The following is a 13,109-nucleotide window of genomic DNA, read 5'->3' on the forward strand; positions in this document are numbered from 1 at the left end:
TCAATAAACACTAACAAATGAAACAATTAATTACTGCAATTTTATTGCTAGTAGCAAGTACCACCTATGCTCAAGTGAGAGTGGAAGGTGTTGTAAAAGATAGTATTGGAAATCCTTTAGAATTAGCCAATGTTATTGCTATAAATCAGGAGACTAAAATTTTAGATTCTTATGGCATTACCAATAACGAAGGACGCTACAAATTAAACCTTAAAGAAAATGCTAAATACGAAGTTCAGGTAAGTTATATTGGTATGAAAACCGCCAAAGAAGTTCTTGAAACAAAATCTGAAAACATTAATAAAGATTTTACATTGTTTGAGGATAGATCTTTAGATGCAGTAGAATTGACATACGAAATGCCTGTTTCGGTAAAAGGTGACACCTTGGTGTATAATGCAGATTCCTTTAAAACAGGGACGGAACGAAAACTTGAGGATGTCTTGAAAAATTTACCAGGTGTTGAAATAAACGATGATGGTCAAGTAGAGGTAGAAGGTAAAGTAGTGTCTAAAGTTATGGTTGAAGGAAAAGAATTCTTTGATGGCGACTCAAAATTAGCAACAAAAAACATTCCCTCTAATGCTGTTGACAAAGTGCAAGTATTAAAAAATTATGCAGAGGTTGGTCAATTAAGTGGTGTTACCAATAACCAAGATAACGTAGCAATAAACATTAAACTTAAAGAAGGAAAAACTAATTTTTGGTTCGGTAATATTACAGCAGGAGGAGGCGATTCGCCTAATGATGGTTTGTATATGTTTCAACCAAAGCTGTTTTATTATAGTCCAAAATACAGTATTAATGTTATTGGCGATTTAAATAATTTGGGCGAAGTAGCCTTTACTAGGCGAGACTATTTTAATTTCTCAGGAGGGTTTAGAGGCCCAAGTAGGTCTAGTGGAACAAACATTAACTTAGGAAACAACAACCTAGGATTTTTATCAACTCAAAATAATAGAGCCAAAGATATTGAAACCAAATTTGGTGCAGCTAATTTTAGCTGGGCACCAAACAAAGCATTAGATTTAAGTGGATTTGCTATTTTTTCTAATAATAAAACTGAGATTCAGGAGAATAGAAATTTACAATATGTAAATCCCGATTCAAGTGATCGTAATGAGAGAACCGAAAGTAACACGTTGCAAAACAGTGATTTGGCAATGTTAAAATTGTCTGCAAAGTACAAACCAAACTCAAGCAATCAATTAGATTATGATGTTTTTGGAAAGGTTTCAAAAGAAAGACAAGGCCAAGGACTTTTGTCTTCACAAATTGGTAATGTTAATCAAATAGAAACTTCAAGTCCTTTCAGTATTAATCAAAATCTCAATTACTATTATACACTAAACGATACCAATATCTTTGCTTTAGAAGCGCAACATTTGTTAAGTGATGAAGATCCTTTCTATAATGCAATTTTAGATAATGATCCAACAAATAACAATAATCCTGTTAATCCTGACGACAATCTTCCTGACCCTGATGCTTATGATAAAACAGCTTTAGATTTAGGCTTAGATGGTGCACAATTAGATTATAACATTGGTCAAGACAAGCGTATTAAGTCTAATCAGTTAGATGCTAAACTGGATTATTGGAATATATTGAATACCAAAAGTGATATTAATTTTACGTTGGGAACTATACTTAGCAATCAGCAGTTTGACTCCAATATTTTTCAAGTTCTAAATGATGGATCAGAATATAATCCAACACCAACAATTAATGATGGTTTAGATACAAATAATATAGATTATAGCTTTAGTGATGTGTATTTGGCTGTTCATTATCGTCTTAAATCTGGTATTTTTACCTTCACACCAGGAGTGTCTGCGCATGCGTACAGTACTAGAAATAATCAGTTTGGAATAGAAACAACAGATAATTTCTTTAGAGTACTTCCAGATTTTAATATGCGTATGCAATTAAAAAAGAGCGAACAAATTGTGTTAAACTATCGTATGCAAACACAATTTACCGATGTATCTAAATTTGCTAGGGGTTTAGTGTTAAACAATTATAATGCTTTGTTTTCGGGAAATCCTGATTTAGAAAACGCTCTGTCACATAACATCAGTTTAAACTATTACAGCTTTAATATGTTTAATTATACCAATGTATTTGCTAATATAAACTATAATAAAAGTGTTGATAATATTAGAAATAAGTCAAACTTTGAACCAGGTAGTGTCATAAATATAAGCTCGCCATTTAATTCAGATTTTGCTGACGAAAGCCTAAGTGCATCAGGTCGTTTTCAAAGAACGTTTAATAAAATTAGAGGGACTTTAAGTGCAAATTTTAATTATTCAAAATTCAATCAACTTATACAAGACATACCTTCTGTAAATAAGAGTTTCACCCAAAACTATAGAGCACAAATACGAACTAATTTTAGAACTGCTCCAAATATAGAAATAGGATATAATTATAGAATTCAAGATAACCAACAAGGAAGAGGAGGCAATTTAAAATACTATACTAAAGCACCTTCGGTAGAGGTAGATGCATTGATTTTTAAAGCATTTACTTTTAGAACAGATTATTCATATAACAACTTTAGCGATCAGGATAGAACCATAAACACATATGAGTTTTGGAATGCGTCTTTGGCATATAGAAAAGATCAAGACGCAAAATTTGAATATGAAATAAAAGCCACTAATTTGTTTGACACACGAGTGCAAAACCAAAGCAGTAATTCGGGAATAGCTGTAAGTGCTACCGAGTATTTTATTCAACCTAGGTTTGTGTCTTTTAGATTGCGATACGAACTTTAAATCAAAATAAAAAAGAGCCTGTAATTTACAGGCTCTTCTTATGTTAAACTTTATGTTAAAACCGTTTACTTTTAGGGCATATTTGTATATTAGGCATCTTAATTTATGAATTTACAACCAATCAATTTTTTAAAATGAAAAAAACAATTCAACTATTGTTAGCATTTGCGCTATTATTTAGTAGCAATATTTATGCTCAAGACTTAAACCCTGTAATAGATGGGATTATTAAAGAAGCTAACGAAAATTCTCAGTTAGAACGATTAGCACACGAACTTTTAGATGTAGTAGGTCCAAGATTAGTTGGAACACCTCAAATGGAGCATGCTAGCAAATGGGCAATAGACCAATATGCTAAATGGGGAATTTCAGCAAGAAAAGAAAACTACGGAACATGGCGTGGATGGGAACGTGGTATCACACATATAGATATGGTGTCTCCTCGTGTACAATCGCTAGATGGTATGCAATTAGCTTGGAATCCAAGTACTGGTAGTACAGGTGTAACAGCTGAAGCTATAACATTACCTAGCAATATTGCTGATGCCGAAGCTTTTAAAGCTTGGTTGCCTAATGTTAAAGGGAAGTTTGTATTAATTTCTATGAACCAGCCAACTGGTCGTCCAGACTATAACTGGGAAGAATTCGCCACAGAAGAATCATTCCAAAAAATGAAAGATGAGCGCGATGCCATGACCAAAGAATGGAGAGAAAATATAGGTAGAACGGGATACAATACACGTACTATCATTGCAGCTTTAGAAGAAGCTGGAGCAGCAGGTTTAATTGCTTCTAATTGGTCTAGAGGTTTTGGTGTTAACAAAATATTTAGTGCTAGAACTAAAAAAATACCAACAGTTGACGTAGAGTTGGAAGACTATACAATGCTATATAGATTGGCAGAGTCTGGAAACAAACCAGTGCTTAAAATTGTAGCTGAATCAAAAGATTTAGGTGAAGTTCCAACATTTAACACTATAGGTGAAATTAAAGGAACTGAAAAACCAGACGAATATGTAATATTATCAGCACATTTTGATTCTTGGGATGGTGGAACAGGTGCAACCGATAATGGTACTGGAACACTAGTAATGATGGAAGCAATGCGTTTATTGAAGAAGTTTTACCCTAACCCAAAGCGTACCATTATTGTTGGGCATTGGGGAAGTGAAGAGCAAGGGTTAAATGGTTCTAGAGCATTTGTTGAGGATCATCCAGATATTGTAAAAAATATGCAAGCATTATTTAATCAAGATAATGGTACAGGGCGTGTAGTAAATATTTCAGGTTCTGGATTTGTAGATTCTTATGATTATTTAGGAAGATGGTTAGCGGCTGTACCAAGAGATATTACCCAACATATTGAAACAAACTTCCCAGGAACGCCTAGTAGTGGTGGAACTGATCATGCAGCGTTTTTGGCAGCGGGAGCACCAGGATTTAACTTAAGTGCTTTAAACTGGTCGTACTGGAATTATACTTGGCATACAAACAGAGATACCTACGACAAAGTAGTGTTTGACGATGTGCGTAACAATGCTATTTTAACAGCAATTTTAGCGTATATGGCTTCTGAAGATCCAGAGAAAACTTCTAGAGAAAAAAGAGTGATGCCTATTAGCCCTAGAACAGGAAAACAAGCGGAATGGCCAACTCAACGTTCGCCAACACGTAAAGGAGGTATGTAATAAGATTACAAAATATATAATACAAAAGTCCTCTCGATTTGAGAGGACTTTTTTGTGGGTCTGTTTAGCGGTCTCACTATGAATATTTACTTACTAAGGCAAGTACACAATAAACTGATAATCTGCGAAAACGAGCAATTATTTATAGCAATTGTTGCTATTGGTTATTTTTTTATTCGTTTTAATTTCATTACATAAAAATGAACTTTGTCATCTGTATTCAAAATCAGGTAATCTTTTTCTTGAGAAACTATCCTAAATTTTGAGTAAGGTTCATTATTTAGAAAAAAGGTCAGGGTGTAATTATTATCATCATATTTCCATTTCCAATTCCCTAAATGTTCAGTTTCTGTCCAATTCTCAATATTTGTATCTGTAAGATTTAGTTTTCCACTTCTATTAAACTTTAAATTGGTAAAGTCTTTATTTTTATTTTGTTCCGCTTTGATTAATCCGTTGTTCAATTTTACAAAATCGTCTTTTCTATTTAGAATTTTGTAAAGATTTATAATAGAGTCAGATTTATAGAAATCCTTTCTTTCATTATTTGTAAACCATTCAGTTTTTTTTAAATCGATGCTTTTAATTTCTTTTTCAAAGTCTTTTAGAGCAACTTGATTTTCTTTTTTTGAATATTCTCCGTAAGCTATTTTTTTGCCAAAATCCACACTTAAATAATCAGTAAAGCAACTAAAAAATTCATAGTCGTCTTTTAGACCATTTTCAGTCGTTTCCGTTAATTTAGAAGGTGCAATTAAATAATATTTTCCAATTTCAAAGTTGGCAATGTATGGTCGACACAAAGCTCCATTATCTCCCCAAATTTTTATCCTTTTGCGTTTTTCCAAACCAATATACTTTTCAATAACTTCTACTGTCATTGATAGAGGCATTTTTCCATCATAGCCATAAATCTGTTTGTCAAGAAAATCTGAATATTTAATTACTTTCACTAGTGCTACAAATTCAGAACTTTTTGAAATATTACTAAACGAACAATCACCTGTACATTCACAGCTACAAGAAAAAGATTTTATTGAAATCAGTAGTGTAAAAAGTAGGACAAAAGCTTTTTTCATAATTAATGGTAATTGAACGAAGTTCGTCTTTTTTTATCATAAAGTCAAATAACAAAAAACCTCATAAAATTAATTACGAGGTTTTATAGTATTTATATTTATTCTGGATTACAACCCAAAAGCTTCTTTTACTTTATCAACATAATCCAGTTTTTCCCAGGTAAACAACTCTACGTCTAAAGTGATAGGGTCACCGTTAGGTTGTTCAAAAGTTTTGCTTACAATTTCATGAGGGCGTCCCATGTGTCCGTAAGCAGCAGTTTCGCTATACATTGGATTACGTAGTTTTAGTCGTTCTTCAATAGCTGCTGGACGCATATCAAAAATCTTTGAGACTTTTTCTGCAATTTCACCATCGGTCATATTAAAAGAACAAGTGCCATAAGTATCTACGAAAATCCCCATAGGCTCCACAACACCAATAGCATAACTTACTTGCACTAACACTTCATCGCAAACACCTGCAGCAACTAAGTTTTTTGCAATATGTCGTGTAGCGTAGGCAGCACTTCTATCTACTTTGCTTGGGTCTTTTCCAGAAAAAGCACCTCCTCCATGAGCACCTTTACCACCATAAGTATCTACAATAATTTTACGTCCTGTTAAACCTGTATCACCATGAGGCCCACCAATCACAAACTTTCCTGTTGGGTTAATGTGGTATTTTATATCATCCGTAAACAATGCTTGTATGTTGCTTGGTAGTTTGACAATAACTCTTGGTATTAAAATCTCAACAATGTCTTTTCTAATTTTAGCAAGCATTGCTTCATCTGTATCAAAATCGTCATGCTGTGTAGAAACCACAATCGAATCAATACGTTGAGGTATATTATCATCACTATATTCAATCGTTACCTGACTTTTTGAATCTGGACGTAAATACGTAATCTCTTTATTTTCACGGCGTAACTCAGCAAGTTCTTTTAAAATTAAGTGCGCTAAATCTAGTGCTAAAGGCATGTAATTTTCAGTTTCGCGAGTCGCATAACCAAACATCATGCCTTGGTCTCCAGCCCCTTGTTCTTCTTTGTTTTCTCTATCAACACCTCTGTTAATGTCTTCAGATTGCTCATGTATTGCAGAAAATACACCACAGGAATTACCGTCAAACATATATTCACTTTTGGTATAACCAATTTTATTAATGGTTTCTCTTGCTATTTTTTGAACGTCTAAATAGGTGTTCGATTTTACCTCACCAGCCAATACAACTTGACCAGTGGTTACTAAAGTTTCACAAGCTACTTTTGAGTCAGGATCAAACGCTAAGAAGTTATCAATTAAAGCATCGCTAATTTGGTCTGCTACTTTATCTGGATGTCCTTCAGAAACACTTTCCGAAGTAAATAAATATGCCATAAATCACTATTTTGTTTAATAAAATAAGAAAAATTGTGATTGCTTGGTCGCTAGAGAAGTATCTTGATTACTGCTTTAGCATTTTTTAATGAGGTTGCAATCAGAACAAATTTTTCCTCGTATAATTCGTTGGCAAATGTAAATAATATCGTGTAACTAAAAAATGGTTTTTGTATAAATTGATGTTAAACCGAAAAATAATCTACAATATGAATTTTAAACATCAATTTGGCGAATATTTTTCTGTAATGATTGAATTTGGTTATTAAAAATAATTTACTAATATTTGAACTAACAAATGCAAAAGCAACTATTACATATCATTTCTATTATTAGCGTCGTGATTATTTCACAGCGTTAAAAGGAATGGTATTTAAAATTCAAATAATATTTTAGAAGCCTTCCTATTTCGGAAGGTTTTTTTATGGATTATAAAATGAGATATATAGCTAATATTATAATTATTGTCATTATTAACTCAAGTTGAGTTGATGCAGTAAGCTATATTCAAAATTTAAGCCTGTGTCAATTTGATTCAGGCTTTTTTATTGAATTTATAAGTGCTGAACATCATATAAAAACAAATATAAACAATAGATAATCAAGTAAATACAAAAAATTAATAGAATATGACTTTAGACCAACTTAGTAAAAGTTTAATCAGTAAAAAGTGTAAACATCTAATTTCGACATATCTAAACTTTAATGTTTAGCGTCAAAAACAGAACATGAAACAATTAAATAAATACAGTAAAACAGTCACCCAAGACCCAACGCAGCCAGCAGCACAAGCCATGTTGCATGGTATTGGTTTAACAAGGGAAGATTTTGAAAAACCTCTAGTTGGTATTGCAAGTACAGGTTACGAAGGCAATCCATGTAATATGCATCTTAATGATTTGGCAAAATTGGTGAAGCAAGGTACGCTAAATGAAGATGTTGTTGGTTTGATTTTTAATACTATTGGCGTAAGTGATGGCATTTCAATGGGAACTCCAGGAATGCGTTATTCATTACCTTCTAGAGACGTTATCGCAGACTCCATGGAAACAGTAGTTCAGGCCATGAGTTATGACGGTTTGGTAACTGTGGTTGGATGCGATAAAAATATGCCTGGAGCTTTAATGGCAATGATTCGTCTTAATAGACCATCCATATTAGTATATGGAGGAACTATAGATTCTGGTTGTCACAATGGAAAAAAACTAGACGTTGTTTCTGCGTTTGAAGCATGGGGAAGTAAAGTCGCTGGAACCATGGAGCAAGAAGAATTTGAATGCATTGTAAAAAAAGCAATTCCTGGAGCAGGCGCTTGTGGTGGAATGTACACGGCTAATACTATGGCTTCTGCAATTGAAGCCTTAGGAATGACTTTACCTTTCAATTCATCAAATCCTGCTACAGGTGACGCAAAACAAGTAGAAGCCATTAAAGCTGGTGAAGCCATGCGATTGCTATTGGAAAAGGATATAAAACCTTCAGATATAATTACGAGAAAATCACTTGAAAATGCGATTCGATTGGTAACTATTTTAGGAGGTTCTACGAATGCAGTGTTACATTTTTTAGCAATTGCAAGAGCAGCACAAATAGAGTTTACCTTAAGTGATTTTCAAAACATAAGTGACAACACACCATTTTTGGCAGATTTAAAACCTAGTGGAAAATACCTCATGGAAGATGTTCATGCAGTTGGAGGGATTCCAGCAGTTTTAAAATACTTATTGAAAAAAGGATTACTTCATGGTGATTGTCTAACAGTCACAGGAAAAACAATCGCTGAAAATTTATTAGATGTCGATGATTTAACAGAAGGTCAAGAAGTCATCAAGTCTATAGAAGATCCTATTAAAATTTCTGGGCATTTACGAATGTTATATGGCAATTTAGCACCTGAAGGTAGTGTGGCAAAAATTACTGGAAAAGAAGGCTTAAAGTATAGAGGAACTGCCAAAGTTTTTGAAGGCGAATATGATGCTAACGATGGCATTCGTGATGGTAAAGTTCAAAAAGGCGATGTTGTAGTCATTCGTTATGAAGGTCCAAAAGGAGGCCCAGGAATGCCAGAAATGTTAAAACCAACAGCAGCGATTATGGGAGCAGGTTTAGGAAAAGATGTCGCGTTAATTACAGATGGACGTTTTTCTGGTGGCACTCATGGTTTTGTGGTAGGACACATCACACCTGAAGCCCAAGAAGGTGGAGCAATTGCTTTGGTTAAGGATGGTGACATGATAACTATTGACGCCGAAACAAATAGTATAACACTTGAAGTTTCAGAACAAGAACTTCAACAAAGAAAACAACAAAGGAAAGCACCAAAACTCAAAGTTGAGCGCGGAGTATTATATAAGTATGCAAGAACGGTTTCATCAGCATCTAAAGGTTGTGTAACAGATGAATTTTAAATTATGATTATGGAAACATTAACGGTAAAACAAAAGCAATATCTAAAGCAACCAAAAGAACGTATTTCTGGAAGCGAAGCTATTGTGAGGTGCTTATTGGCTGAAGGAGTAGATGTACTATATGGTTATCCAGGAGGAGCCATTATGCCAGTTTATGATGAGTTGTATAAATATCAAGATAAAATTCATCATGTATTGACAAGACACGAGCAAGGCGCAACGCATTCTGCTCAAGGTTATGCACGTATTTCTGGAAAAGTTGGAGTGGCTATGGCGACGTCTGGACCAGGAGCAACCAATTTAATTACAGGAATTGCTGATGCACAAATTGATTCCACTCCAATCGTTTGTATTACAGGACAAGTACCATCACATTTATTAGGTAGCGATGCGTTTCAAGAAACAGATATAGTAGGTATTTCTACTCCTGTTACAAAATGGAATCATCAAATCACCAAAGCTTCTGAAATTCCTGAAGTCATGGCTAAGGCATTTTACATTGCAAAAAGTGGACGACCAGGACCAGTTTTAATTGATATTACCAAAGATGCTCAGTTCGAAGAGTTTGATTTTCAATATAAAAAATGTGAGGGTATTAGAAGTTACAATCCTGTTCCTAAAGTTGAAGATTCTAAATTAGAAGAAGCAGCTGATTTAATAAACAATGCCAAGAAACCAATGATAATTTGGGGACAAGGTGTTATTCTTGGTAAAGCAGAGGAAGAACTTAAAGCAGTGATTGAAAAAGCTGGAATTCCATCGGCTTGGACCATTATGGGAGCATCAGCAATACCAACGTCACATCCATTAAATATTGGTATGGTCGGTATGCATGGAAACTATGCGCCAAATGTGTTAACCAATGAATGCGATGTTTTAATTGCCATAGGTATGCGTTTTGACGATCGTGTAACAGGTAAATTAGACGACTATGCAACACAAGCTAAAGTGATTCACTTTGAAATTGATCCAGCCGAAATAGATAAAAATGTGAAAACTGATGTCGCTGTATTGGGAGATTCAAAAGAAAGTTTAGCGAAGCTACTTCCTCTTTTAAATGCAAACTCACATACAGAATGGCTGCAAAAATTCAAAGATTTATATGCTGTTGAATTTGAAAAAGTCATCAAAAATGATTTGCATCCTATTAAAGAAGGACTGACTATGGGAGAAGTACTGAATGAAATTAATACACAAAGCAAAGGTGAGGCTGCCATTGTTTCAGATGTTGGTCAACATCAAATGATCGCTTGTCGTTATGCAGAATTCAATGTCAGTAGAAGCAATATTACTTCTGGAGGATTAGGAACCATGGGATTTGCTTTGCCAGCAGCAATTGGGGCAAAAATGGCTGCTCCAGAACGTGAAGTTGTGGCCGTTATTGGTGATGGTGGTTACCAAATGACCATTCAGGAGTTAGGTACTATTTTTCAAACCAAAGTACCTGTAAAAATTGTGGTTTTAAACAATGATTTCTTAGGAATGGTTCGTCAGTGGCAACAGTTGTTTTTTGATAAACGCTACGCGTCAACTGAAATGACTAACCCAGATTTTGTAGCCATTGCTAAAGGATATTATGTAAATGCAAAACGTGTTACTAAGCGTGAGGAATTGTCGTCTGTAGTAGAGGAAATGATGCAGAGTAAAGATGCCTATTTCTTAGAGGTTTGTGTGGAAAAGGAAGATAATGTATTTCCAATGGTGCCTTCAGGAGCGTCGGTTTCAGATATAAGATTAGAGTAATTATGGAGAAAGAAATTATACAATTTACAGTTTCAGTTTATACTGAAAATAACATAGGATTGTTGAATCGAATTTCAGCAATTTTTCAACGCAGACATATCAATATTGAAAGTATTAATTCATCAGCTTCTGAAATTGAAGGCGTAACTCGTTGGACCATTTTAGTAAACATGACTGAAGAGCAAATGAAAAAAATTATTGGTCAAATTGAAAAGCAAGTTGAAGTGATTAAAGCCTATTATCATACAGATGAAGAAACAATTTATCAAGAGTCGTGTATGTTTAAAATTAAGTCTGATTTACTGTTTGACGAACGTCAAATACAGAATATTATTAAAGAAAGCAACGCTCGTATTGTTACTGTAAATAAAGAGTTTTTTGTGTTGGAAAAATCAGGACGAAGAAACGAAATAGAATTATTGCATAGAGAATTAAGTGCTTTCGGAATTATGCAATTTGTGCGTTCAGGACGTATTGCAGTCACTAAAGATGAAATGAAAATAACAGAAATGCTAGCCGCATTTAATAATTAATAAAAAACTAAAATGGCAAATTATTTTAACACATTATCGTTAAGTCAAAAATTAGAACAATTATCTAAATGCAGATTTATGGAATCCTCCGAATTTGAAGATGGTGTTTCCGCATTAATTGGAAAAAAAATAGTCATCGTTGGATGTGGAGCGCAAGGCCTAAATCAAGGATTGAATATGAGAGATTCAGGGTTGGATATTTCCTATGCACTTCGTGCACAAGCCATTGCTGAGAAACGTCAGTCGTACAAAAACGCTACTAGCAACGGATTTAATGTTGGAACCTATGAAGAATTAATTCCAACAGCAGACTTAGTACTGAATTTAACACCTGATAAACAACATTCTAATGTTGTTGATACTGTGATGCCAATGATGAAACAAGGTGCAACATTATCGTATTCTCATGGATTTAATATCGTTGAAGAAGGTAAACAAATACGTGAAGATTTGACAGTAATCATGGTCGCTCCAAAATGCCCAGGAACTGAAGTTCGTGAAGAATATTTACGTGGTTTTGGGGTTCCAACATTAACTGCTGTCCACCCTGAAAACGACCCAGAAGGAAAAGGTTGGGCTCAAGCTAAGGCCTATGCTGCAGCAACTGGAGGACATAAAGCAGGTGTTCTGGAATCATCGTTTGTGGCTGAGGTAAAAAGTGATTTAATGGGAGAGCAAACCATTTTATGTGGTGTGCTTCAAACAGCATCTATTTTGTCTTTTGATAAAATGGTCGAAGAAGGGATTGATGCAAACTATGCAGCAAAACTCATTCAGTATGGTTGGGAAACAATTACAGAGGCTCTAAAACATGGAGGCATTACTAATATGATGGACAGATTGTCTAATCCTGCAAAAATTAAAGCTTTTGAATTATCAGAAGAGCTTAAAACGATTATGAAACCATTGTTTGTTAAGCACATGGACGATATCATGTCTGGTCATTTCTCACAAACCATGATGGAGGATTGGGCTAATGACGACACGAACTTATTAAAATGGAGAGCTGAAACTGGTGAAACAGCCTTTGAAAAAACAAGTGCGACAGCTGAGCATATTTCTGAACAAGAATATTTTGACCATGGTGTATTAATGGTTGCTTTTGTGAGAGCAGGAGTAGAGTTGGCTTTTGATACTATGGTTGCTTCAGGAATTATTGAAGAATCGGCTTATTACGAGTCATTACACGAATTACCACTAATAGCAAATACAGTTGCAAGAAAGAAGTTATTCGAGATGAACAGAATTATTTCTGATACAGCTGAATATGGCTGTTATTTATTTGACCATGCATGCAAGCCATTATTGGTAGATTTTATGAAAACTGTAAAGACTGATGTGATTGGTAAGTCGTTTTATAAAACAAATGCAGTTGATAATTTAGAGTTGATTAAGGTGAATAATGCCATTAGAAATCATCCAATTGAAGCCACAGGAAAAGTATTGCGTCAAGCCATGACAGACATGAAAATCATTAAAACTGAAGCTAAACAAGAAGTATTTGCTTAAAAAT

The 13,109-nt window shown here is 34.3% G+C and carries 8 protein-coding genes; 6 read left to right on the forward strand and 2 right to left on the reverse strand.

All coding sequences use genetic code 11. From position 1 onward, the window contains the following. Nucleotides 1-17: 17 nt before the first annotated feature. Nucleotides 18-2,783, forward strand: coding sequence for a TonB-dependent receptor (locus E5167_RS03145; protein WP_136840981.1), 2,766 nt, complete (start codon nucleotides 18-20; stop codon nucleotides 2,781-2,783). A gap of 134 nt (nucleotides 2,784-2,917) precedes the next feature. Continuing rightward, complete coding sequence (locus E5167_RS03150; protein ID WP_136840983.1) at nucleotides 2,918-4,471, forward strand: M20/M25/M40 family metallo-hydrolase; 1,554 nt, start codon at nucleotides 2,918-2,920, stop codon at nucleotides 4,469-4,471. A gap of 164 nt (nucleotides 4,472-4,635) precedes the next feature. Here the strand turns inward: E5167_RS03150 and E5167_RS15475 are convergent, their stop codons facing one another. Both E5167_RS15475 and metK read right to left on the reverse strand, forming a co-directional pair. Beyond that, complete coding sequence (locus tag E5167_RS15475; protein WP_211242127.1) at nucleotides 4,636-5,550, reverse strand: hypothetical protein; 915 nt, start codon at nucleotides 5,548-5,550, stop codon at nucleotides 4,636-4,638. Nucleotides 5,551-5,658: 108 nt separating this feature from the next. Continuing rightward, nucleotides 5,659-6,912 (reverse strand): methionine adenosyltransferase, encoded by a 1,254-nt coding sequence (metK, locus tag E5167_RS03160; protein WP_136840985.1) that lies wholly within the window; start codon nucleotides 6,910-6,912, stop codon nucleotides 5,659-5,661. A 728-nt stretch (nucleotides 6,913-7,640) separates the two neighbouring features. Between metK and ilvD the strand changes: the two genes are divergently transcribed. Genes ilvD through ilvC form a run of 4 tightly spaced genes read left to right on the forward strand, consistent with a single transcriptional unit; the run spans nucleotide 7,641 to nucleotide 13,105 of the window. Continuing rightward, a complete protein-coding gene (ilvD, locus tag E5167_RS03165) occupies nucleotides 7,641-9,320 on the forward strand; it encodes a dihydroxy-acid dehydratase (RefSeq protein ID WP_136840986.1) in 1,680 nt (559 codons plus the stop codon). A 9-nt stretch (nucleotides 9,321-9,329) separates the two neighbouring features. Then, nucleotides 9,330-11,063: a biosynthetic-type acetolactate synthase large subunit gene (gene ilvB / locus E5167_RS03170; RefSeq protein ID WP_136840988.1), complete on the forward strand. Its 1,734-nt coding sequence runs from the start codon at nucleotides 9,330-9,332 to the stop codon at nucleotides 11,061-11,063. Nucleotides 11,064-11,065: 2 nt separating this feature from the next. After that, the gene (ilvN, locus tag E5167_RS03175; protein WP_136840990.1) at nucleotides 11,066-11,596 is read left to right on the forward strand and encodes an acetolactate synthase small subunit; all 531 of its coding nucleotides are present in this window, start codon (nucleotides 11,066-11,068) and stop codon (nucleotides 11,594-11,596) included. Nucleotides 11,597-11,608: 12 nt separating this feature from the next. Beyond that, complete coding sequence (gene ilvC, locus E5167_RS03180) at nucleotides 11,609-13,105, forward strand: ketol-acid reductoisomerase (protein ID WP_136840992.1); 1,497 nt, start codon at nucleotides 11,609-11,611, stop codon at nucleotides 13,103-13,105. Nucleotides 13,106-13,109 lie beyond the last annotated feature (4 nt).

Source organism: Pontimicrobium aquaticum, from assembly GCF_005047595.1.
Classification (GTDB): Bacteria; Bacteroidota; Bacteroidia; order Flavobacteriales; family Flavobacteriaceae; genus Pontimicrobium; species Pontimicrobium aquaticum.

Bases quoted from the DNA above. Each gene is read 5' to 3' on its own strand.
- ilvB (WP_136840988.1), top strand. From the start codon at position 9,330: ATGGAAACATTAACGGTAAAACAAAAGCAATATCTAAAGCAACCAAAA.
- ilvC (WP_136840992.1), top strand. From the start codon at position 11,609: ATGGCAAATTATTTTAACACATTATCGTTAAGTCAAAAATTAGAACAA.
- ilvD (WP_136840986.1), top strand. From the start codon at position 7,641: ATGAAACAATTAAATAAATACAGTAAAACAGTCACCCAAGACCCAACG.
- ilvN (WP_136840990.1), top strand. From the start codon at position 11,066: ATGGAGAAAGAAATTATACAATTTACAGTTTCAGTTTATACTGAAAAT.
- E5167_RS15475 (WP_211242127.1), bottom strand. From the start codon at position 5,550: ATGAAAAAAGCTTTTGTCCTACTTTTTACACTACTGATTTCAATAAAA.
- metK (WP_136840985.1), bottom strand. From the start codon at position 6,912: ATGGCATATTTATTTACTTCGGAAAGTGTTTCTGAAGGACATCCAGAT.
- E5167_RS03150 (WP_136840983.1), top strand. From the start codon at position 2,918: ATGAAAAAAACAATTCAACTATTGTTAGCATTTGCGCTATTATTTAGT.
- E5167_RS03145 (WP_136840981.1), top strand. From the start codon at position 18: ATGAAACAATTAATTACTGCAATTTTATTGCTAGTAGCAAGTACCACC.